This is a genomic window from Spirillospora sp. NPDC029432, from assembly GCF_040703975.1.
In the GTDB taxonomy this organism is placed as follows: domain Bacteria; phylum Actinomycetota; class Actinomycetes; order Streptosporangiales; family Streptosporangiaceae; genus Spirillospora.
This window is the reverse complement of sequence record NZ_JBEZWH010000010.1, coordinates 173737-195289: the sequence shown is the minus strand read 5'-3', so window position 1 is coordinate 195289 and position 21553 is coordinate 173737. Positions and strand designations below refer to the sequence as shown.

Below are 21553 nucleotides of genomic sequence, written 5' to 3'. Positions count from 1 at the left end.
ACCGCCGAGAACGCGAAAAGGGGTTGCCTGCGGGCCGCTCCGGCCACTTCAATCGACACCACGGGAACTGTGCCGGGCACGCCGGGCCGACACCTGATTCCAAGTCAGGATCAATCGTCTAAGGAACGATCCATCGCCCGGCGCCAGCGCCGGCCGCCTGTCCCGTCCCCCCGCCCTTCCCCGCTCCCGCTCCACGGCCGCTCCGGCGGCGGTTCTTGTCAACCGACTGCGCAACCGCCCGCGCAACAGTTGAGATCGCACAGAAGCCCTCCGCGGCACCCGGCCCGTACGGTCGTGCGCATCCCCGAACCGCGAGAAGGAGCCCCCATGACAGCGGGCGTCGCCGAGGCGGGCAGCAGGGCCCCGCAGCCGGACATCTCACCCAAGGCCGTCCCGCTCGTCGAGCGGATCAGCGTCGTCGTCTTCGTCGTCGCCCCCATCATCGGCGTGCTGGCCGCCGTCCCCTTCTTCTGGGGCTGGGGACTGGGCTGGACCGACGTGGCCATCTTCGCCTTCCTCTACCCGTTCAACGCCCTCGGCATCACCATCGGCTACCACCGCCACTTCACCCACGGCGGATTCAAGGCCAAGCGCTGGCTGCGCATCACCCTGGCGATCCTCGGCGGGCAGGCCTGGCAGGGCTCGGTCATCTTCTGGGTCGCCGACCACCGCCGCCACCACAAGTACGCCGACCAGGAAGGCGACCCCCACTCGCCCTGGGCGTTCGGGCCCGGCGTGTGGGGCCTGACCAAGGGCCTCTTCCACGCCCACATGGGCTGGCTGTTCCGCAAACACCGCACCTCGCGCAGCAAGTACGCCCCCGACCTGCTGGCCGACAAGGACCTGCGGCTGCTGGGCCGCAACGACGTGTACGTCCTCATCGCCGCCACCACCCTGCTGGTCCCCATGGCCCTGGGCGCCCTGCTCACCTGGTCCTGGCACGGCGCCGTCACCGCGCTGTTCTGGGCCGGCCTCCTGCGCGTGTTCGCCGGCGACCACATCACCTTCTCCATCAACTCCATCTGCCACGTCTTCGGCAAGGAGCACTTCAAGACCCGCGACCGCTCCCGCAACGTGTGGTGGCTTGCCATCCCCTCCTTCGGCGAGTCCTGGCACAACCTCCACCACGCCGACCCCACCTGCGCCCGGCACGGCGTCCTCAAGGGCCAGATCGACATCAGCGCCCGCGTCATCTGGCTGTTCGAGAAGCTCGGCTGGGTCTGGGACGTGCGCTGGCCCGACGAGAAACGCCTCGCCGCCCGCCGCGTCACCACCCCCCGAGCAGCACGCCTGGAGCAGCCATGACCACCACCCCCGGCGGCCTCGACCGCACCCCCCTCACCACCCGGCTCGCCCGCTGGGCGCAGCTCTATCCCGGCGACCGCGCCTACACCTACGTCGACTACGCCACCGACGTCGACGGCGTGAACGTCGACATCACCTGGAGCGAACTCGACGCCCGCGCCCGCGCCGTCGCCGCCACCCTGCGCCGCACCACCGACGCCGGCCAGCGCGTGGCGATCCTCGCCCCGCAGAACCTCGACTACGTCATCGCCTTCCTCGGCGCCCTGTACGCCCGCGTCATCGCCGTACCGTTGTTCTCGCCCGACCTGCCCGGCCACGCCGACCGCCTCATGGCCGTCTACGCCGACGCCGAACCCGAATGCGTCCTCACCACCACCGAGGCGCACCCGCACGTCGAGGCGTTCTTCGACGACAACACCCTGCCGCGCCCCAAGGCCGTCATCGCCGCCGACCGGGTCGACCGCGCCCTCACCTGGCAGGACGAGCCGATCGACGCCGACGACCTGGCCTACCTGCAGTACACCTCCGGCTCCACCCGCGTCCCCGCCGGCGTGATGGTCACCCACGGCAACATCGCCGTCAACGCCGAGCAGTGCTGGGGCACCTTCGACGGCATCCCGCGCGTGTCCACCGGCGTCAACTGGCTCCCCCTCTTCCACGACATGGGCCTGGTCACCGCTGTCGCGCTGCCCATCGCCCACGCCAGCCCCGCCGTCCTGATGGACCCCGTCGCGTTCATCATGCGGCCCGTACGGTGGCTGGAGCAGCTCAGCAAGCAGACCCACGCCTTCACCTGCGCGCCCAACTTCGCCTACGAGTACCTGTCCACCAAGGTGAGCGAGGAGGAGAAGGCCGCCCTCGACCTGTCGGGCGTGCAGGTGTTCATGAACGGCGCCGAGACCATCCGCGAGGGCACCCTCACCCGCTACCTGCACGCCTACCGCGACCACGGGCTGCGCCCAGAGGTGCAGGTCCCCGCCTACGGCCTCGCCGAGGCCACCGTGTACGTGTCCTCGTCCTCGCGCTACGAGAAGCCCACGATCCGCGCGTTCGACCGCGACGCCCTCAACGCCGGCGAGGCGCGGCCCTGCGAGCGCGACGACGAGCGCGCCACCGTCATGGTCGGCTGCGGCACCCCCTACGGCCAGCACGTCGCCATCGTCGACCCGGCCACCCGCGAGCGCCTCCCCGACGGCCGCGTCGGCGAGATCTGGATCAACGGCCCGAACGTCACCGCCGGCTACTGGGGCCGCCCCGAGGCCACCGCCGAGACCTTCCAGGCCGCCCTCGCCGGCGACCGCGGCGACCTGCCCGAACACCCCTGGCTGCGCAGCGGCGACCTGGGCGTGCTGCACGACGGCGAGCTGTACGTCACCGGCCGCATCAAGGACCTGGTCATCATCGACGGCCGCAACCACTACCCCCAGGACATCGAGTACACCGCCTACAACGCCCACGACGGCGTCCGCCGCGAGTACGTCGCCGCGTTCGCCGTCCCCGGCGAGGAGACCGAGACCCTCGTCGTCGTCGCCGAACGCAACCGCCGCGTCCCCGTCCGCCGCCTCGACCCCGCCGAGGTCGCCGACGCCGTCCGCGCCGCCGTCAAGGACCACCACGACGTGCGCGTCGGCGACCTGGTCCTCATCGAGCCCGGCGGCCTGCCCCGCACCAGCAGCGGCAAGGTCTCCCGCACCGCCTGCCGCAAGGCCTACCTGGACGGCGCGCTCCCGCTCGCCCGCACCGGCCCCGGCGCCGGCTGACGCGCGCCCCGGCGTGATAGGGACGAGGCGAACGGCGTTCTGGTCCGTTCGCCTCGTCCCGCCACGTCCACCCCGCTCCACCGACAGGGGTCAGCATGAGCACTCCCGTACCGGACGGTCCCCGGCGCTTCGGCACCTTCCTCGCCCCCTTCCATCCCTGCGGCCAGAACCCCACCCTCGCCCTCGAACGCGACCTCGACCTGATCGTCCACCTCGACCGGCTCGGCTTCGACGAGGCCTGGATCGGCGAGCACCACTCCGCCGGGCACGAGCTCATCGCCTCGCCCGAGGTGTTCATCGCCACCGCCGCCGAACGCACCCGCCACATCCGGCTCGGCACCGGCGTCTCCTCGCTGCCCTACCACCACCCGCTGATGCTCGCCGACCGGATGGTCCTGCTGTCGCACCTCACGCGCGGCCGCGTCATGCTCGGCGCCGGACCCGGCGCGCTGCCGTCGGACGCGTACATGATGGGCATCGAGGTCGCCGAGCAGCGCGACATGATGGAGGAGGCCCTGGAGGCCATCCTGGCGCTGCTGTGCGGCGACGAGCCCGTCACCCGCAAGACCGGCTGGTTCGAGCTGCGCGACGCGCGCCTCCAGCTGCGCCCCTACGGCGGCGACCTGGAGGTCGCGGTCGCCGCGATGGTGTCCCCGGCCGGGCCCCGCGCCGCCGGCCGGTACGGCTGCTCGCTGCTGTCGCTGGGCGCCACCCAGACCGCCGGGTTCGACGCGCTCGGCTACCACTGGGGCGCCCTGGAGAAACGCGCCGCGCGGTACGGCACCACCCCGGTGCGCGCCGACTGGCGCCTGGTCGGCCCCATGCACCTGGCCGAGACTCGCGAGCAGGCCGCCCGCGACGTCGCCTTCGGCCTCGCCGACTGGGTCGCCTACTTCCAGAAGGTCGCCGCCCTGCCCATCGCGCCCGACACCGACGACCCCGACCGGCTCGTGGAGGCCGTCAACGCCACCGGGCTCGGCGTCATCGGCACCCCCGACGACGCGATCGCGCAGATCCGGCGGCTCGCCGAGCAGTCCGGCGGCTTCGGCACCTACCTGCTCATGGCCCACGAATGGGCCGACACCGAACGCACCCGCCACTCCTACGAGCTGTTCGCCCGGTACGTGGCGCCCGCCTTCCAGGGCACCGCGCAGGCGCCCGCCGCCAGCCGCGACTGGGCCGCGTAGAACCGCGCCGCCTTCTTCGGCGCCGCCAGCGACGCCATCATGGCCAAGGTCCAGGAGCACGAGAACGAGAAGGCGTGACGGCGCGGCGGGACGCGCGAGCGGCCTGTGCAGTGGGTCACAGCGGCGCCGCGCCCATTGACCGTAACCGGACACTTATCCAAGCTTGGGGGCGGAACGACGGAGGTGAGGCACCGTGGCCATCCGGCCGGCGAGCGCGGTCCACGACGACATCGACCTGAGCGACCTGAACTTCTGGGGCCGCCCACTGACCGAGCGCGCCGCGGCGTTCGCGCGGCTGCGGGCCGAGGAGGGGCCGCGGTTCTACCCCGACCCGCCCGTCCCGTTCGCCAAGCCCGGCCCCGGCTACTGGGCCCTGGTCCGGCACGCCGACGTCCTGGAGGCCAGCCGCAACCCGAAGATCTTCAGCAGCGAGCCCAACGCCACCACCGTCATCGACGGCCCGGCCTGGCTGGACAAGTACGTCAACTCGATGATCAACATGGACGATCCGCGGCACGCCAAGATCCGCCGGATCGTCTCCCGCGCGTTCAGCCCCAAGATGCTGGCCAAGACCGAGGACGACGTCCAGGCCCGCGCGGGGCGCATCGTCGACGAGCTGATCGCCTCCGGCCCCGGCGACTTCGTCGCCAAGGTCGCCGTCCGGCTCCCCGTCGAGATCATCTGCGACATGCTCGGGATCCCCGAGGACCTCTACCCGCGGATGCTGCGGCTCACCAACATCGTGCTGGGCAACTCCGACCCCGAGTACACCGGCATCACCCCCGACATGGGCCGCCTGCGCACCGGCCTCGGCCTGGCCAAGGTCGCCTGGGCCAGCCGAGAGCTGCACCGCCTGGCCGCCAAACTCGGCCGCGAGCGCGTCAAGAACCCCACCGACGACCTCACCTCCGCCCTGGTCAACGCCAACCTCGACGGCGAGAAGCTCACCGCGCGCGAGTTCGGCACGTTCTTCCTGCTGCTGGTGGTGGCCGGCAACGAGACCACCCGCACCGCCATCGCGCACGGCCTCCAGCTGTTCACCGACCACCCCGACCAGAAGGAACTGCTCCTGGAGGACTTCGACGGCCGCATCGGCGGCGCCGTCGAGGAGATCGTGCGGCTGTCCACCCCCGTCATCTGCTTCCGCCGCAACCTCACGCGGGACCACGAGATGAACGGCCACACCTACCGCGCCGGCGACAAGGTGATGCTGTTCTACAACTCCGCCAACCGCGACGAGTCGGTGTTCGACGACCCCGACGCCTTCGACATCACCCGCTCGCCCAACCCGCACGTCGGGTTCGGCGGGCCGGGCCCGCACTTCTGCCTGGGCGCCAACCTGGCCCGCCGCGAGATCAGCGTCATGTTCAAGGAGCTGTACACGCGGCTGCCGGACCTGCGCGCCGACGGCGAGCCCGACCGCCTGATGTCGTCGTTCATCAACGGCTACAAGCGGCTGCCCTGCACCTTCACCGCCCCCTAGACACCGCCCCCTGGAGAGACACCGCGCCCCGGATCAGAGGTCGGCGAGCATCGCCGCCAGCTCGGCGGGACGCGACAGCATCGGCCAGTGGCCGGTGGGCAGCTCGCGGAAGGACCACTCCGGGCCCGCCAGCGTCCCGAACACCGGGTTGCCGCTCTCGATCATCTGCCGCACCACCGGCAGCGGGAACGTGCAGGCGATCATCGTCTTGGGCGTGTCCGGGACCGTCTCCGGCCGCGCCGGCGCCTGCGTCGCGGTGCCCAGCGGCTGCGGCGTGGCGCGCTCGCGCAGCAGCGCCAGCGCCGCCTCGTCCAGCCCCGCCAGCTGGTGCGGCTCGGCGGCCGGGTCGAACGGCGGCGGCGGGATCAGCCGGCCCCCGCCCTCCTCGGCCACCCGCTTCTCGATCGCCGCCCGCTCCTCGGGATCGTTGAAGTCGATCTGCGCCATCCCCGGCGGCAGCGGCGCGCTGTCCACGTACACCACCCGCGCCAGCCGCCCGGGGATCCGGTCGGCCGCGCCGGTGACCGGCATGTTCGCCCCGCTGTGCCCGACCAGCACCACCTCGCGCAGGTCCGCGCCCTCGATCAGCCCGACGATGTCGGCGATGTGGGTCTCCACGTCCACCTCCGGGGCCGTCTCCGCCGCCTCGCCCGCCCGCTCGGCCAGGCCCGCCAGCGTCACCGCGTGGACCTCGTGGCCCGCCGCGCGCAGCTCGCGGGCCACGTCCTCCCACGCCCAGGCGCCGAGCCAGAAACCGGGGACCAGTACGAACGTCGTCATCATGCACTCCCTGTCGTCGCCGATGAGAAGAGCGTAAGGTCAATACCGGACAGAAACCGCCCGGATTGAGTGGGTGACCGGTGTCACATCCGACGACGCGCATCCTGACGATGCTCGAACTCCTCCAGGCCCACCACCGCATGGGCGGCGCCGAGCTCGCCCGCCGCCTCGGCGTGGACGAGCGCACCGTCCGGCGGTACGCGGCCCGGCTCGAGGACCTCGGCGTCCCCGTCGCCGCCGAACGCGGCCGCTACGGCGGCTACCGGCTCATGCCCGGCTACAAGCTGCCGCCGCTGATGCTCACCGACGACGAGGCCACCGCCGTCGTCCTCGGCCTGCTCGCCGGCCGCCGCGCCGGCCTGCCCGGCGAGGCCACCGAGAGCGCCCTGGCCAAGGTGCAGCGCGTGCTGCCCGCCGCCCTGCGCGACCGCGTCCAGGCCCTCCAGGACACCCTCGGCTTCACCTTCGCCGCCCGCGACGCCGCCGCCCCCGCCACCGCCCGGCTGCTCACGCTCGCCGAGGCCGCCCGCGCCCGCCGCCGCGTGCGGCTGCGCTACCGCTCGTTCAAGGGCGAGACCGGCGAGCGCGACCTGGACCCCTACGGCCTGGTCTTCCACTCCGGCCGCTGGTACGTCACCGGGCACGACCACCGCAGCGGCGAGGTCCGCACCTTCCGCGTCGACCGCGTGGAGTCCGCCGAACCCGGCGACGCCACCTACGACGTCCCCGAGGGCACCGACCCCGTACGGCACGTCACCGCCTCCCTGGCCCGCGTCCCGTACGCGCACGAGGTCGAGGTCCTGCTGGAGACCACCCTGGACGAGGCCCGCCGCCGCATCCCGCCCGCCACCGCCACCCTCGCCGCCGCCGACGGGGGAGTGCTGCTGCGCACCCGCGCCGACCGCCTCGACGGCATGGCCCAGATGCTCGCCGGCCTCGGATGGCCGTTCACCGTCCGCCGCCCCGCCGAACTGCGCCAGGCCGTCCGCGACCTGGCCGACACCCTGCGCGCGCAGGCGGACCGCTGACCGGGGACCGGCCGGTCCTCACGGGGCGAGCGCGGGGGAGAGCGGCTCGGTGACCGCTTCCAGAGCCGCCGCGACCCGCAGCAGGACCGCCTCCCGGCCGTGCGCGGCCACCGCCTGCAGCCCCACCGGGGTGCCGTCGGCGCCCAGGCCCGCCGGGACGCTCACCGCGGGATGGCCGCTGACGTTGAACGCCCACGTCAGATCCACGGTCATCGCCTCGCCCGGCCCCTGGTGCCCGTGCGGCGGCGTCGGCGTCGCCGGCGTCAGCAGGACGTCCACCTCGCCGAACAGCGCGTCCAGGGCCTCGCCGTTGTGCGCGCGGATCCGCCGGCAGCCCGCGCCGTCGCGCCCCGCGCGCAGGGCGTGCCAGGCCGGGCCCGGGTCCAGCAGGCGCGGGCCCGTCCCGGCCCGACCGGCCCCCCAGGCGATCGCGCCCGCCTCGCGCAGGCGCCCGGCGGCGGCGCGGGCGACCGCCTCCACCCCGGCGTCCGGCTCCGCGTAGCCGAGCGAGGACGACCACGCCGCGCGCAGCGGCCCCCCGGCGTCCCCGGCCGCCTCGGCGAGGTCCTCGCCGAGCATGACCGACAGGTACAGCGCCGTGTCGCGCGCGGTACGGGTGAGCGCGCCGAGCGCCGCCAACCCCGCCCGGTCGCGGGCCGGCAGCCGCCGGTTGGTCGGCTTGAGCCCCACCAGCCCGCACCACGCGGCCGGGATCCGCAGCGAGCCGGCGCCGTCGCTGCCGGTCGCCAGCGGCACCACCCCGGCCGCGACGGCCGCCGCCGAGCCCGCCGACGAACCGCCCGGCGTACGGTCGGGCCGCCACGGGTTCACGGTCGGGCCGCGTTCGGTACGGCCCCAGGTCTGCCACGGCGTGGACGCGTCCGGAACCGACGTCAGCCCCACCACCACGCACCCCTCGCGTTCGAGCCGCGGAGTCTGCGCCGACTGCGAGCGCGGCCACGCCTTCACCCCGATCGGCACCCCTGCCAGCCGCGGGCGCCCGCCGCGCCGCACCGCCGCGTCCACCCGCCGCGCCGCCGCCACCGCCCGCTCGGGCCGTACCTCGGTGAACGCCCGCAGCCCCGGATCGCGCTCCGCCAGCCGGCCGAGCGCCGCCCGCACGGCCTCCTCGGCCGACACCTCGCCGCGCTTCACCAGGTCCGCCGTCGCCGTCGCGTCCGATTCGATCACGTTCGCGCCTCCGGAGATCTTGGGCTTGCCGGACCCGCACGGCAAACTTGGCTCTCATGACCGTTAAGGGATGTATCACCACGGGTGCGGACGTCGCCGACGAGACCCGGCAGTTCAACGCGGGAGTCGCCGAGCTGCTGGCCGGCCAGCCCCCGCTGGAGGAGATCGACGACGCCCCCGCCATCCGCGCCGCCCGCGAGAACGGGACCGGCGTCCTCCCCGCGCCCGTCCGCGTCGCCGAGGCGGTGAACCGCACGATCCCCGGCCGCGACGGCGGCGTCCCCGTCCGGGTCTTCCGCCCCGAAGAGGTCCGCGGCGTCTTCCTGCACATCCACGGCGGCGGCTGGACGCTCGGCACCGCCGACAGCCAGGACCCGCTGCTGTGGGGGCTGGCCCAGGCGGCGAACGTGGCCGTCGTCAGCGTCGAGTACCGGCTGGCGCCCGAGCACCCCTACCCCGCGGGCCCCGACGACTGCGAGGACGCCGCCCGCTGGCTGATCGCCGAGGCCGCCGCCGAGTTCGGCACCGACCGCCTCGTCATCGGCGGCGAGTCCGCCGGCGCCCACCTGGCGGCCGTCACGCTGCTGCGGCTGGGCGAGCGCGCCCGGGCGTTCGCCGGCGCGCAGCTGACGTTCGGCGCCTACGACCTGTCCATGACCCCCAGCCAGCGCGACGCCCGCGACATGCTCGTCATCCCCACCGGCACCATGGCCTGGTTCTACGACCAGTTCCTGCCCGGCATGAGCCCCGAGGAGCGCCGCGCCCCCGACATCTCGCCCCTGTACGCCGACCTGCGCGGCATGCCGCCCGCCCGGTTCACGGTCGGCACCCGGGACCCGCTGCTGGACGACTCGCTGTTCATGGCCGCACGCTGGGAGGCGGCCGGCAACGAGACCGAGCTGGAGGTCGTCGCCGAGGCGGCGCACGCCTTCATCGCCTGGCCGCTGACGGTGGCCGAGCGCGAGCTGGAGGCCCAGCTCGCCTACATCACCGCGAAGGTCGCCAAAGAATAGCGGCGCGGGGCGATGAGTTCCGTGCCGCCGGCCGGTCTGCCCCCATCGAGGGCCGGGGTCCGCCCGGCCGCGACGGGAGGTCCGATGGAGACGGTACGGTCGGCCGACGGCACGGTCATCGCCTACGAGCGCGCGGGATCGGGACCGCCCGTCGTCCTGGTCTCCGCCGCCACCTGCGACCGGAGCGTGAACGCCCCCATCGCCGAACTGCTGTCGGCGCACTGCGCGGTGCTCAACTACGACCGGCGCGGCCGCGGCGACAGCGGCGACGAGGCCGCCGGCGAGTACTCCCCGGCGCTGCTGCTGGAACGCGAGATCCAGGACCTGCGGGCGGTGATCGGCGCCGCCGGCGGCGCGGCCGGCGTGTGGGGCTCGTCCTCGGGCGCGGTCCTGGCCGCCGAGGCGGCCGCCGCCGGCCTGCCCGTCACCCGGCTGTCGATGTGGGAGCCCCCGTACGGGCTCACCGAGGAGGACTCCCGCGGCCACCTGGAGTACGTCCGGCGCCTGCACGGGCTGCTGGCCGCCGGCCGCCACGGCGACGCCGTCGAGCTGTTCTTCCGCGCGGCCGAACTCCCCGAGGAGTTCATCGCCGGAATGCGGCAGTCGCCGATGTGGGCGGGCCTGGAGAAGATCGCCCCCACGCTGCGCTACGACGCCGCGGCCCTCGGCGACGGCCTGCTGCCCGCCGGCCGGCTCGGCGCGCTGCGCATCCCCGCCCAGGTGCTCGACGGCGGCGCCAGCGTCGACATCCTGCGGGCGGCCTCGCGCGCCGCCGCCGAGGCGCTGCCCGACGCCACGTACCGGACCCTGGACGGGCAGGAGCACAACGTCGCGGCCGAGGCGATCGCGCCCGCGCTGGCCGGCTTCTTCTGCCGCTGACGCGCTCAGCCGGCCGGCAGCCAGTCCACCCGGTGCGCCTCGGTCGGATCGGGGGTCTCCCAGCGCCGCACCAGCCGGTCGACGACCGCGTCCGGCACCGGCGCGGAGCGGGACCGGTTGCGGCGCCGCAGCACCTCCGGCGGCGCCTCCAGCGCGACCAGCTCGATCCGGCCCCGGTACGCGGCGATCAGGCCGGTGCACCGCTCGCGCAGCGCGCGCGAGACGTTGGTGGCGTTCCAGACGAAGGACCGGCCCGCGCGCAGGTGCTCGCGGGCCCGCTCGTGCGCCGCGGCGGCCACCGGCCGCTGGTCGCCGGCCGGGTCCACGCCCAGCTCGCCGCGGATGCGGTCCAGGCTCACCACCGGCAGGTCCGGGCGGTTGCGCTCGATCCAGGTGTCCTTGCCCGCGCCCGGCAGCCCCGACATGACCGTCACCGTCAGGCGCGTGTCGTCGTAGGCGGCGTACCCGGGGTCGCGGCCGGGCTTGCGGAAGTACCAGAACCGGGCGTGCTCGGACGGGAACTCGCGCGGCCCCTCCAGGCAGCGCTGCTCGGCGCAGTACTCGCGGTACAGCGCGATGTTGTCCAGCACCTCCTCGGTGTCGCCGCAGACGCGCCCGAGGATGTCGGCGGTGGCCAGCAGCACCAGGTCGTCGTTGCGGGCCAGCAGGCTCGCCCGGAACGCGATCCGCTGCAGGTCGGGCCGCTCCAGCGCCCAGAACGGCACCTGGTGGTGGCGCACCAGCGCCGCGACGTGCTCGCGCCAGGCCACCGGCGCGTCCAGCTCCCACAGCACGCGCCGCACCATCAGGTCGCCGCGCCGCGAGTGCCCGTGCGCGGTGATCCGGCCGTCGTCGCCGATCTGCGTGCAGTACGGCTTGGCGACGTCGTGCATCAGCACGGCGGTGAACAGCCGCACCCGCTCGGCGGCCGGGCGCGCCCGCCACTCCGGCAGCGCCGCCAGCGCCTCGCACGCCATCCGGGTGTGCACCTCGACGTCGCCCTCGGCGTGGTGCACCGCGTCCTGCTGGACGCCCGCCAGGTCGCGCACCCAGCCGAACGCCGCGCGGATCTCCGGCCACGGCACCTCCCAGCGCGGCGGCGCCGGGCACAGCTCAGCGAACACCCGCATACAGCACCTCCGGATCGGCCAGGCCGTTGGGAACGATCGGCCGGTCCTGCCAGTGCGTCCCCGAGTCCAGGATCGCCGTCAGGAACCCCGGCCGCACCCACTTGAAGCGGTCGACGGTCCGCCCGCCCTCCTCCACCTTGATGTAGAGGCCCTCCATCTCCTCCGCCGCGTCGGTCTCGCCCGCGACCTTCTCCGGATCGGCGCCGCCGGCGGCCGCCGCCTCGCGCAGCGCGTCCCGCCACCGGCCCGTACGGCAGGTCGAGGGGCCGGCGTGCGCGGTCAGCTCCTTCAGCTCCCGCAGCGCGCCCTCGTACAGGACCGGGACCGACACCACCGGCGTGCCCTCCAGCAGCTCGCGGCGCCGCGCGGTGGACAGGAACGTCCCGTCCTCCTGGTCGAGAACGTCGAACTCACAGAAGTAGTGGGGGAGCGCGTCATAGAACATCGTGTGCTTGGCGTAGAGCCACTCGCCGTACATGACGTACCGCTCGCCGAGGCGCTCCCACAGCGCGTGCTGCACCGCCGCCGCCCACGCCTTCAGCGGCCCGAACTGCCGCTCGCGCGGGCCGCCGGTCAGGAAGTGCCCGCGGCTCTGCAGCCGCAGCTCCCGGCCGGGGCCGAAGCTGATCCCGCAGTTGGCGCCGTCGAGCTTCTCCTCGACGACCAGGTACCGCCCGGCGATCTCCCGGAACGGGACCGCGGCGAGGTCGTGGTCACCGGGCTGGAGCCGGGAGCCCTCGATATGCCGCGTCCGGGGGTACTTGTACAGCATGCCTGCCGTTGTAGCGTGCCGCGCTCCGGCCCGCCAAACGAATATCAGCCGCGCAGGCGCTCGGCCCGGCCCTCCAGGTAGCGGCGTTCGGGCAGGCTGGCGGTACGGCGCGCGGCCGTCCGGTACGACTCGCGCGCCGCCGCGTGGTCGCCGGCCATCTCCTGCAGGTGCGCGCGCACGGCGTCCAGCCGGTGGTGGCGGGCCAGCCGGTCGTCGGCGGCCAGGCCCTCCAGCAGCTCCAGCCCGGCGCCCGGGCCGCGGACCATCGCGGCCGCGACGGCGTGGTTGAGCGACACCATCGGATTGGGCGCGACCTTGGCCAGCAGCTCGTACAGGCCGAGGATCTGCGGCCAGTCGGTGTCCTCGGCGCGGCCGGCCTCGGCGTGCACCGCCGCGATCGCGGCCTGCAGCTGGTACGCGCCGACCGGCCCGTCCGGCAGCGCCGCCGAGACCAGCGCGACGCCCTCGGCGATCGCGGCCCGGTCCCAGCGGCCGCGGTCCTGCTCGGCCAGCGGGATCAGCTCCCCGCCCGGCCCGGTGCGGGCGGCGCGGCGCGCGTCGGTCAGCAGCATCAGCGCCAGCAGCCCGGCGACCTCCCCGTCACCGGGCAGCAGCGCGTGCACGGCGCGGGCCAGCCGGATCGCCTCGGCGCTGAGGTCGCCGCGGCGCAGCTCGGGGCCCGCCGTCGCGGTGTAGCCCTCGTTGAAGATCAGGTACAGCACGTGCAGGACGGCCGCCAGCCGCTCGCCGCGCTCGTCCCCGGCCGGCATCCGGAACCGCGCCCCCGCGGCCTTGATCCGCTGCTTGGCCCGGCTGACGCGCTGCGCCATGGTCGCCTCCGGCACCAGGAACGCGTGCGCGATCTGCGCCGTGGTGAGGCCGCCGACGGCGCGCAGCGTCAGCGCGACCTGCGAGGCCCCCGACAGCGCGGGATGGCAGCACAGGAACAGCAGCGTCAGCGTGTCGTCGCGCTCGGCCGGGGCCCCGGCGTCGGCGGCGGGCGCCACCGGCTCGCCACCGGGCCGCGCGAGCGCGTCGGCGACCTCGCGCCGCCGCCGCGCCTGCTCGCTGCGCACCTGGTCGGCCATCCGGCGCGCGGCGACGGTGACCAGCCAGCCGTGCGGGTTGTCCGGTACGCCCTCGTCCGGCCACTGCTGGGCCGCCGCGAGCAGCGCCTCCTGCACCGCGTCCTCGGCGGTGTCGAAGTCGCCGTACCGGCGCACGAGCACGCCGAGGACCCGCGGCGCCAGCTCGCGCAGCAGGTCCCCGGAGTCGCCGGGCTCCCCGGCGTGCCCGGCAGGGGTCACATCTCCGTCCCCGACGAGTACATGATCGGCCGGACCTCCACGCCCAGGAAGCCCGCCTCGGGCATCTGCGCGGCGATCTCCAGGGCGCGCTCGCGGCTCTCGCAGTCGATCACGTAGTAGCCCGCCAGGTACTCCTTGGCCTCGGCGAACGGCCCGTCGGTCACCACCGGGACGCCGTCCTTCAGCTTGACGGTCGCGCTGGTGGACGGGTTGGCCAGGGCGTGCGTGACGACCATCTCGCCGCGCTCCTCGAGCATCTTCTGGAACCCCTCATGGGCGTTCATGATCTCGTTGCGGCGCTCCTCGCCGAGCGCCTCGAACGCCTCGTCGTTCATCTGGATCATCAGCAGGAACTTCATGCCGGTCCTCCTCGTGTCGCGGCGCCCGCCGCGGGCGCCTGTCACCCGGTGGTCGGAGCCGGCGGCCCCGTCTCGACATCCTTCGTGAGGAAATCCTGGCAGAGATCTCCGGTGACCCGGACGGGCGGGGCAGGGCGGCGGCCATCGCGGCGACGACCAGCACCAGCGCCGCCATCGCCAGGAACGCCGCGCCGCGGCCGGGCAGCGTCACCAGGACCGCCAGCCCCAGCGCGCCGCCCGCCTGCTTGGCGGTGTTCATCAGCCCGGAGGCGGCCCCGGCGTCGGCCGGCGCGGCGCCGGCGGTGACCGCGGCCGTCAGCGGCGTGTTCAGCAGCCCGCCGCCGGCCGAGATCAGCACCGCCGGGCCCAGCAGCGCGCCCGCGTACCCGGCGGCCGGATCGGCCGCGGCCTGCCAGGCGAACCCGGCGGCCGACAGCAGCGCCCCCGCCGCGATCAGCGTGCGGCCGCCGACCCGCTCCATCAGCCACGGGGTCACGCGCAGCCCGATCGCGATCGTCAGCAGCGTGTGCGGCAGGAACCCCAGACCGGTCCGCAGCGCGCCGTAGTGCAGCGCGTCCTGCATGAACAGGGCGAGGAAGAACCACATCGGGTTCAGGCACGCGCCCGCCAGCAGCATCGCCGCGTTCCCCACCCGGACCGCACGCACCCGCAGCAGCCGCGCCGGGACCAGCGGCTCGGCCGCGAACCGCGCCTCCACCAGCACGAACACCGCCAGGACGAGCACCGCGGCGGCCAGCACCGCCAGCGTGAACGGGTCGCCCCAGCCGCGCTCGCCGGCCTGCGTGGCGCCGGCCGTGAGCAGCATCAGCCCGGCCGTGGCCGCCACCGCCCCGGGGACGTCGAGCCGGCGCCGCTCGCCGGAACGCCCGCCGGCGCCGATGACGGCCGCGGCGGCGGCGAGCGCGGCGACCCCCACCGGGACGTTGATCAGCAGGATCCAGCGCCAGGACAGGAACTCGGTGAGCGCCCCGCCGGCCAGGTTGCCCGCCGTGCCGCCCGCCAGGCCGACGGACGTCCAGGCCGCCAGCGCCCGAGTCCGCCGCGGCCCCTCCGGGACCGCCGTGGTCAGCAGCGTCAGCGTCGCCGGGGCCAGGACCGCGGCGCCCAGCCCCTGCGCGGCGCGCGCCGCCACCAGCACGCCCGGCGCGGTCGCGAGGCCGCCGGCCAGGCTCGCCGCCGTGAACAGCGCCAGCCCGGCGGCGAACACCCGGCCGTGCCCGTACAGGTCCGCGAGCCGCCCGCCGAGCAGCAGGAACCCGGCGAACGGCAGCGCGTAGGCGTTCACCACCCACGGCAGCCCCGCCGCGTCGAACCCCAGCGCCGCCCGGATCGAGGGCAGCGCCACGTTCACGACCGAGACGTCCAGCACCACCATGAACTGCGCCGCGCAGGCCAGGACCACCACCGCCGCACCGCGACGCCGCATGAGCACCCTCCTCAAATCAATGTGACCACATTGATTTGCTAGCCTACCCGGGTGACCCCGACCGAACGCCGGACCCGCGGCCCCGGAGCCCAGCACGAGCGGCGCCGCCGCGAGATCGCCGACGCCGTGCTGGACGTCGTCGCCGAGCGCGGCCTGCCCGCGGTGTCGCTGACCGCCGTCGCCGCCCGCGCGGGCGTCTCGCCGGGCCGCGTCCAGCACTACTTCCCGGCCAAGGACCGGCTGATCGAGGCCGCGTTCGACCGCGGCAACGAGCGCAGTGAGGCCCGCATCGCCGCCAAGGCCGGGCCCGGCGCCGGCGAGGGCGGGCCGCGGCGGCTCCTGACGGTCGTGCTCACCGAGCTGATCCCCTACGACGCCCCGACCCGCGCGCACATGCGCGTCCGCCAGTGGTTCACCGGCCTCGCGCTCGCCGACGAGGCCATCGCCGAACGGATGCGCGCCGACTACGCCCGCCTGCACGAGCGCCTCGCCGGCCTGCTGCGCCGCGACCGCGTCCCCGAACCCGGCGCCGAGGCCGTCCGGCTGGTCGCCCTCGCCGAAGGGCTCGCCTACTACGTCCTGATCGGAGTGACCCCGCCCGCGGACGCCCGCGCGCAGGTGAACGCCGCCATCGCCGCCGCCTACGGGGAACGCCCCCCGCGCGGCACCACCGGCCCCGGCTCCTAGACCGCCTAAAAGCGCGCGACCGATCACCGCACCGCGGGGTATCCTCCCCGCATGGCCCACACGCAGAGCCTGCTCCTTCTCGAGCCGCGTTGACCCGCTGAGTCGACGCGGCCGCCCCTCATGCGCTGAGGGGCTTTTTCATTTCCTGGACCGGGCGAGACCCCATGGTGAGGACGATGAACGAGACGGAACGGACCGAGACCCCCTACCGCTACGACGCGCGCATGGCCGCCGAGATCGAGCTCCGCCGCCAGAAGCGCTGGCTCGAGCAGGGCGCCTTCGACTCGCCCAATCCGGCGGGCCCCCTGTCGGACGGATTCGCGCGCATGGCCGGGCGCCGCCCGTTCTACGTGCTCGACATGTTCCCCTATCCCAGCGGCGCCGGGCTGCACGTCGGCCACCCGCTGGGCTACATCGCCACCGACGTGCTCGCCCGCTACAAGCGCATGACCGGGCACCACGTGATGCACACCTTCGGGTACGACGCGTTCGGGCTGCCCGCCGAGCAGTACGCGCTGGACACCGGCCGCCACCCCCGCGAGACGACCGCCGCGAACATCGCCGCCTACCGCCGCCAGCTGCGCCGGCTCGGCCTGGCCCACGACGCCCGCCGCGAGATCTCCACCACCGACCCCGCGTACTACCGCTGGACGCAGTGGATCTTCCTGCGGCTGTTCGGCGCCTGGGTCGACGAGCGCACCGGCCGCGCCCGCCCGATCACCGAACTGGAGGAGGAGTTCGCCTCCGGGACGCGCCCCGTCCCCGGTGGCCGCCACTGGAACGCCCTGACCGCCGTGGAACGCCGCCGGATCATCGACGGCCACCGGCTGGCGTACGTGTCAGAGGAGCCCGTCAACTGGTGCCCGGCCCTGGGCACCGTGCTGGCCAACGAGGAGATCACCGCCGACGGCCGCAGCGACCTGGGGAACCACCCCGTGCACCGCCGCCCCATGCGCCAATGGACGCTGCGCATCACCGCGCTCGCCCAGCGGCTGGTCGACGACCTGGACCTGGTCGACTGGCCCGAGTCCATCAAACGCATGCAGCGCAACTGGATCGGCGCCGCCGACGGCGCCCGCATCCGCCTGCGTCAGGCCGGCGGCGGCGCCGCGTTCGAGGTCTTCACCACCCGCCCCGACACCCTGCCCGGCGCGACGTTCGCCGCGCTGGCCCCCGAGCATCCGGTCGCGGACCGGCTCGTCCCGGACGCGTGGCCCGACGGCACCCCCGAGGCTTGGCGCGGCCCGCACGCGACACCGCGCGACGCCGTCGCCGCGTACCGGGAACGCGCCGAACGCCTCGGCGACCGGCAGCGCACCGCCACCACCGGCCCCGGCACGTTCACCGGCGCCTACGTCGTCAACCCGGCCACGGCAGCGCCGATCCCGGTGTTCCTGGCCGGCTACGTGCTGATGGGGTACGGGACCGGCGCGATCATGGCGGTGCCCGCCCACGACCAGCGCGACCTGGACTTCGCCCACGCCCACGGCCTGGACGTGGACGCCGGCCCCGAGAACCCCGACCCGGCCTTCTCCGACGGAATCGCGGCGTCCATCGAATGGCTGGAACGCACCGGCCACGGATACGGAACACGCTCCTACCGGCTGCGCGACTGGCTGTTCTCACGGCAGCGCTACTGGGGAGAGCCGTTCCCCATCGTGTACGACGAGCACGGAATGCCGGCCGCGCTGCCCGACACGATGCTGCCCGTCACGCTCCCGGAAATGACCGACTTCCGTCCCGAACCGCATCAGGACGCGAACAGCACACCTGTACCGCCACTGGCCAGGGCGAAGGAATGGGCGACCGTCGAACTCGACCTGGGGGACGGGCCCAAGCGGTACCGCCGCGAACTCAACACGATGCCGCAATGGGCCGGATCCTGCTGGTACTACCTGCGCTACCTGGACCCGGCGAACGGCGAGGCGTTCATCGACCCCGAAGTCGAGCGCTACTGGATGGGCACCGGCGGCGTCGACCTGTACGTCGGGGGAGTGGAGCACGCCGTACTGCACCTGCTGTACGCGCGGTTCTGGCACAAGGTCCTGTACGACCTGGGCCACGTCTCCACGCCCGAGCCGTTCGGGAAGCTGTTCAACCAGGGCTACGTCCTGGCCGACGCCTACACCGACGAGCGCGGCATGTACGTACCGGCCGCCGAGGTCGAGCAGGACGGCGACGGGCGGCCGTCCTACCGGGGCCGGCCGGTGACCCGCCGCGCGGGCCGGATGGGCAAGAGCCGCAAGAACGGCGTCGCGCCCGACGAGATCTACGAGCGGTACGGCGCCGACACGCTGCGGCTGCACGAGATGGCGATGGGCCCGGTGGACGCCGACCGGCCCTGGCGGACCGACGGCATCGCGGGCGCGCACCGCTTCCTGCAGCGGCTGTGGCGCGTCGTCGTCGATGAGGAGACCGGCGCCATCCGCGTCACGGCCGCGGACCCGGACCCGGACACGCTGCGCCGGCTGCACCGCACCATCGCCGCCGTCCGCGCCGACTTCGAGGAGATGCGCTACAACACCGCGATCGCCCGGCTGATGGAGCTGACCGGCCACGCCGCCCGGCTGCCGGAGCCGCCGCGCGCGCTCGCCGAGGCCCTGGTCCTGATGGCGGCCCCGCTCGCACCCCACATCGCCGAAGAGCTGTGGGAACGCCTCGGCCACCGCGAACCGCTCCTGTACGCGCCGTTCCCGGACGCCGACCCGGCCCTGGCCGCCGAACCGGCCGTCACCATCCCGGTCCAGATCGACGGCCGGACCCGGTTCACCCTCGACGTCCCCGCCGGCGCCGGCGAGCAGGAGATCGAACGGCTGCTGACCGGGCACGCCGGCTTCGCCCGGCACACCGAAGGCCGCACCGTCCGCCGGCTGGTCATCGTGCCGGGCCGGATCGCCAACATCGTGACCCGCTGACCGGCGCGCCGGTCCGGCCCGCCATCGCGCGCAGGTCGGACCGGACGCGCTCGGCGTCCCGATCGACCACCTCCGAACCACCCGCCGACGGCGGCCACGGACCCGGCCGGCGCCGGTGCGCCCGCTCCAGCGCGTACACGAGGACCACCACCAGCAGCAGCGCGGCAAGCGCGGTCACGACCTCAGCCTGGAGGCACCGCACTACCCGGCCTCATGTGCACTCGATGTGCACCGCCGGGAAGACTTCGTGAAGTGTTGGGGAAGGTGTGATTCGGGCCGGAGACGGGATCACGGCGCCTGCCCCCGCTCGTACCGGAGATCGAGATCTCCTACAACGCCTGGGCTTGACCTGCTACGCGGCCAGGGGCACTTCGGCCCGGACATCCCAGCGATAGAGCCGACCTTCCCTGACCTGCTCAACGAGGTGAACCTCGGAGACGCGCAGGGGACGAGGGGCAGGCCGGAGCGCGAGCGCGCTGACGACAGGCTCGGCCGGCCTGTCGGCGTGGCTGTAGGCCACCGAGACGTGCGGGGTCCATTCGGGGTCGTCGTCGAGCTGGTGCACGTGCACCGACGCGGCCACCGCCTCCCGGATCGCCTCGCGCACCGGGTGCAGGGCCCGGGATGGCCGGACCCCGAGCATCACGGCCTCGCTGTGGAACCACAGCCTGCCCAGCTCTACCTCGATCGGCTCCAGCGCGCCGAGGCGCTTGGCAGCCTCGTCCACCATCGTGTCGACCTCGGCAGCGCGGATCTCGTCGGCGAACCCGACGATCTGCGTGGTCATGTGCAGCCACTCCTCCGGGATCAGGTCCAGGCCGTCCAGTCCGTCGAGCTTGTCCTGGCACTGCCGTACGAGCGCCCGAAGCTCGGGCTGGTCATGCAGCAGGATGTGCCAGACCAGCAGGCGCCGGCCTGGGCGCACGCCCGGGCGCCACCACCAGTGGTCGGACATGCGGGCCGGATACGGGCTCATGGAACCTCCGGTGTGGCGAGGGCCTTGTGCTCCAGTGATCCGGCCTGGAACGCGCGGATCTGGTCGCGAAGGGCGGCGGCGCGGGGGTCGCCCTTGTAGCGGCTATGGCCGAGGCGCCGGGAAACCTCGGACAGGCGCCCGATGATTGTGACCACGCGGTACTCCGGATCCAGCTCGAACACCGGTGCCAGTTCTTCGGCCGCCCTGGCGGGCTCGCCCAGCAGGACGTGCGCGAGCGCCGCGCCGATCCGGACCTGGGCCCACGTCCCGTACACCAGCGGGTCACCATCGGCCCACGCGTCGTCGGCGGCCCGGACGGAGCGGAGCATTGCGGCGGGGTCGCGGGCTCCGAGCCCCACCTGGATCGCGTAGGTCTCCTGCCGGGGCCGTGGGCAGCTCCACGCGTCGGCCGTCTCGTCTGCGGCGCGCACCTGGTCACGGGATTCCTGCGCGCGGCGCAGAGCCTGGTGGGCGGCCTCCAGGTCACCGCTCAGCTGTAACGCGGCCGCCTCGGACACCGCCAGCAGAATCCGGCCGCGGGCCCCCGCGGGCGCCAGTTCGAAGCCGCGACGGGCCAGCTCGGCCGCCGCAGCGTACCGGCCTTCCCAGCGCGCGGTCTTGGATTGTGCGCACAGCACCAGCGCTCGGGCCGAGTCGGAGTCGGCCTCATCGGCGCACGTCCATGCGGCATATCCGTAGGCGTCGGCAAGAGGGTAGCGACCCACGTCACCGGCGAGCAGATTGATCAGCGCGAACAGCTCGGCCGACATGCTCAGCAGCGCCTTGGTCTGGCCGAGGCGTTGGCGGCCGTCGCGGAGGATCTGCGTCACCCGAACCTGGAGCGCGCGCCCCGCGTCGAGCACCTCCAGCGGTGGCCGGCGCGGGTAGTCGAACGTCAGGCGGCGGGTGGAGATCTCCAGGTAGCCGATGGCACCGTCGCCGACGTTGGACTGCTCCAGCCACGCTGCCAGCTCCACCACGTCCTCGGCCGCCACGTCCCGGTCGCCATCAGTGATCGAGTCAGTGTCGAAGGATTCGGCCTCCTCCACCGTTGTCTGCGCGAGGACGGCGAGCTCGCCGCCAGCGGCGAGCAGGCCGTCCAGACGCTGTGCGAGGCGCTCGGAGGGCATCTTGTGGCCGAGGCGAAGCTTGGACAGGTGCCCAGGGTCACACGGAACCGACCTGGCCAGTTCACGCACGCCGACGCCCTGCTCGGTCATGAGCTCGCGCAGTCTCTCGCCGAAGGTCATCGGTTCCCGCCATATCGACCCGGTATGACCGTTGTCTCTGTTGTCTGAGCAGGGCGGACAACGGACAACATCTTCCACGGTAAC

At 74.0% G+C, this 21553-nt stretch carries 19 protein-coding genes; 9 read left to right on the top strand and 10 right to left on the bottom strand.

The features are described from left to right. The first annotated feature begins 327 nt into the window (after positions 1–327). The 4 genes from AB0881_RS11245 (at position 328) to AB0881_RS11230 (ending at position 5735) form a co-directional block, all read left to right on the top strand. Entirely contained in the window at positions 328–1305 is a 978-nt protein-coding gene (locus AB0881_RS11245) for an acyl-CoA desaturase (RefSeq protein WP_366616187.1), read from the top strand. Continuing rightward, positions 1302–3065 carry a fatty acyl-AMP ligase gene (locus AB0881_RS11240; RefSeq protein ID WP_366616186.1) on the top strand — a complete coding sequence of 588 codons (1764 nt, stop codon included), beginning with the start codon at positions 1302–1304 and terminating at the stop codon, positions 3063–3065. The genes AB0881_RS11245 and AB0881_RS11240 overlap by 4 nt, the downstream gene beginning before the upstream one ends. Before the next feature lie 95 nt (positions 3066–3160). Beyond that, positions 3161–4252, top strand: a complete 1092-nt coding sequence (locus AB0881_RS11235) for an LLM class flavin-dependent oxidoreductase (RefSeq protein ID WP_366616184.1) — start codon at positions 3161–3163, stop codon at positions 4250–4252. A gap of 193 nt (positions 4253–4445) precedes the next feature. Then, positions 4446–5735 (top strand): cytochrome P450, encoded by a 1290-nt coding sequence (locus tag AB0881_RS11230; protein ID WP_366616183.1) that lies wholly within the window; start codon positions 4446–4448, stop codon positions 5733–5735. Between the two features lie 33 nt (positions 5736–5768). On the opposite strand, the gene AB0881_RS11225 is transcribed toward AB0881_RS11230, so the two are convergent. Beyond that, positions 5769–6515 carry an alpha/beta hydrolase gene (locus AB0881_RS11225; RefSeq protein ID WP_366616182.1) on the bottom strand — a complete coding sequence of 249 codons (747 nt, stop codon included), beginning with the start codon at positions 6513–6515 and terminating at the stop codon, positions 5769–5771. A gap of 80 nt (positions 6516–6595) precedes the next feature. Between AB0881_RS11225 and AB0881_RS11220 the strand changes: the two genes are divergently transcribed. Continuing rightward, entirely contained in the window at positions 6596–7543 is a 948-nt protein-coding gene (locus AB0881_RS11220) for a YafY family protein (protein ID WP_366616181.1), read from the top strand. 18 nt (positions 7544–7561) lie between these two features. On the opposite strand, the gene AB0881_RS11215 is transcribed toward AB0881_RS11220, so the two are convergent. After that, the gene (locus AB0881_RS11215) at positions 7562–8734 is read right to left on the bottom strand and encodes an amidase (RefSeq protein ID WP_366616180.1); all 1173 of its coding nucleotides are present in this window, start codon (positions 8732–8734) and stop codon (positions 7562–7564) included. A gap of 56 nt (positions 8735–8790) precedes the next feature. Here AB0881_RS11215 and AB0881_RS11210 point away from each other — a divergent pair, with 56 nt between their 5' ends. Together AB0881_RS11210 and AB0881_RS11205 are read left to right on the top strand one after the other, a co-directional pair. Then, entirely contained in the window at positions 8791–9747 is a 957-nt protein-coding gene (locus AB0881_RS11210; protein WP_366616178.1) for an alpha/beta hydrolase, read from the top strand. An 84-nt stretch (positions 9748–9831) separates the two neighbouring features. Then, positions 9832–10626 (top strand): alpha/beta fold hydrolase, encoded by a 795-nt coding sequence (locus tag AB0881_RS11205; protein ID WP_366616177.1) that lies wholly within the window; start codon positions 9832–9834, stop codon positions 10624–10626. A 5-nt stretch (positions 10627–10631) separates the two neighbouring features. Here AB0881_RS11205 and AB0881_RS11200 read toward each other — a convergent pair whose 3' ends face one another. Genes AB0881_RS11200 through AB0881_RS11180 form a run of 5 tightly spaced genes read right to left on the bottom strand, consistent with a single transcriptional unit; the run spans position 10632 to position 15641 of the window. Further along, a complete protein-coding gene (locus tag AB0881_RS11200) occupies positions 10632–11756 on the bottom strand; it encodes an AAA family ATPase (RefSeq protein WP_366616176.1) in 1125 nt (374 codons plus the stop codon). Beyond that, positions 11740–12528, bottom strand: a complete 789-nt coding sequence (locus AB0881_RS11195; RefSeq protein ID WP_366616175.1) for an RNA ligase family protein — start codon at positions 12526–12528, stop codon at positions 11740–11742. Before AB0881_RS11195 ends, AB0881_RS11200 begins: the two co-directional genes overlap by 17 nt. Positions 12529–12572: 44 nt before the next feature. Next, positions 12573–13835: a DUF6596 domain-containing protein gene (locus AB0881_RS11190; protein ID WP_366616174.1), complete on the bottom strand. Its 1263-nt coding sequence runs from the start codon at positions 13833–13835 to the stop codon at positions 12573–12575. Continuing rightward, the gene (locus AB0881_RS11185; RefSeq protein WP_366616173.1) at positions 13832–14194 is read right to left on the bottom strand and encodes a YciI family protein; all 363 of its coding nucleotides are present in this window, start codon (positions 14192–14194) and stop codon (positions 13832–13834) included. Before AB0881_RS11185 ends, AB0881_RS11190 begins: the two co-directional genes overlap by 4 nt. Continuing rightward, positions 14106–15641: an MFS transporter gene (locus AB0881_RS11180; protein WP_366616172.1), complete on the bottom strand. Its 1536-nt coding sequence runs from the start codon at positions 15639–15641 to the stop codon at positions 14106–14108. The genes AB0881_RS11185 and AB0881_RS11180 overlap by 89 nt, the downstream gene beginning before the upstream one ends. A gap of 51 nt (positions 15642–15692) precedes the next feature. On the opposite strand from AB0881_RS11180, the gene AB0881_RS11175 reads away from it, so the two are divergent. Next, positions 15693–16328, top strand: coding sequence for a TetR/AcrR family transcriptional regulator (locus AB0881_RS11175; RefSeq protein WP_366616171.1), 636 nt, complete (start codon positions 15693–15695; stop codon positions 16326–16328). 176 nt (positions 16329–16504) lie between these two features. Next, positions 16505–19243, top strand: coding sequence for a class I tRNA ligase family protein (locus AB0881_RS11170; protein WP_366616169.1), 2739 nt, complete (start codon positions 16505–16507; stop codon positions 19241–19243). Here the strand turns inward: AB0881_RS11170 and AB0881_RS11165 are convergent. The 3 genes from AB0881_RS11165 to AB0881_RS11155 all read right to left on the bottom strand — a co-directional run bounded on the left by AB0881_RS11165 (position 19203) and on the right by AB0881_RS11155 (position 21469). Beyond that, positions 19203–19421, bottom strand: a complete 219-nt coding sequence (locus tag AB0881_RS11165; RefSeq protein WP_366616168.1) for a hypothetical protein — start codon at positions 19419–19421, stop codon at positions 19203–19205. The genes AB0881_RS11170 and AB0881_RS11165 overlap by 41 nt on opposite strands. Before the next feature lie 174 nt (positions 19422–19595). Further along, the gene (locus AB0881_RS11160; protein WP_366616166.1) at positions 19596–20219 is read right to left on the bottom strand and encodes a 2'-5' RNA ligase family protein; all 624 of its coding nucleotides are present in this window, start codon (positions 20217–20219) and stop codon (positions 19596–19598) included. After that, complete coding sequence (locus AB0881_RS11155) at positions 20216–21469, bottom strand: hypothetical protein (RefSeq protein ID WP_366616165.1); 1254 nt, start codon at positions 21467–21469, stop codon at positions 20216–20218. The genes AB0881_RS11160 and AB0881_RS11155 overlap by 4 nt, the downstream gene beginning before the upstream one ends. Positions 21470–21553 lie beyond the last annotated feature (84 nt).

What these genes read in the sequence shown, in the direction of transcription:
- AB0881_RS11235 (WP_366616184.1), top strand. Translation starts at nt 3,161, where the DNA reads ATGAGCACTCCCGTACCGGACGGTCCCCGGCGCTTCGGCACCTTCCTC.
- AB0881_RS11200 (WP_366616176.1), bottom strand. Translation starts at nt 11,756, where the DNA reads ATGCGGGTGTTCGCTGAGCTGTGCCCGGCGCCGCCGCGCTGGGAGGTG.
- AB0881_RS11185 (WP_366616173.1), bottom strand. Translation starts at nt 14,194, where the DNA reads ATGAAGTTCCTGCTGATGATCCAGATGAACGACGAGGCGTTCGAGGCG.
- AB0881_RS11210 (WP_366616178.1), top strand. Translation starts at nt 8,791, where the DNA reads ATGACCGTTAAGGGATGTATCACCACGGGTGCGGACGTCGCCGACGAG.
- AB0881_RS11170 (WP_366616169.1), top strand. Translation starts at nt 16,505, where the DNA reads ATGAACGAGACGGAACGGACCGAGACCCCCTACCGCTACGACGCGCGC.
- AB0881_RS11205 (WP_366616177.1), top strand. Translation starts at nt 9,832, where the DNA reads ATGGAGACGGTACGGTCGGCCGACGGCACGGTCATCGCCTACGAGCGC.
- AB0881_RS11155 (WP_366616165.1), bottom strand. Translation starts at nt 21,469, where the DNA reads ATGACCTTCGGCGAGAGACTGCGCGAGCTCATGACCGAGCAGGGCGTC.
- AB0881_RS11180 (WP_366616172.1), bottom strand. Translation starts at nt 15,641, where the DNA reads ATGCGGCGTCGCGGTGCGGCGGTGGTGGTCCTGGCCTGCGCGGCGCAG.
- AB0881_RS11240 (WP_366616186.1), top strand. Translation starts at nt 1,302, where the DNA reads ATGACCACCACCCCCGGCGGCCTCGACCGCACCCCCCTCACCACCCGG.
- AB0881_RS11245 (WP_366616187.1), top strand. Translation starts at nt 328, where the DNA reads ATGACAGCGGGCGTCGCCGAGGCGGGCAGCAGGGCCCCGCAGCCGGAC.
- AB0881_RS11195 (WP_366616175.1), bottom strand. Translation starts at nt 12,528, where the DNA reads ATGCTGTACAAGTACCCCCGGACGCGGCATATCGAGGGCTCCCGGCTC.
- AB0881_RS11225 (WP_366616182.1), bottom strand. Translation starts at nt 6,515, where the DNA reads ATGACGACGTTCGTACTGGTCCCCGGTTTCTGGCTCGGCGCCTGGGCG.
- AB0881_RS11160 (WP_366616166.1), bottom strand. Translation starts at nt 20,219, where the DNA reads ATGAGCCCGTATCCGGCCCGCATGTCCGACCACTGGTGGTGGCGCCCG.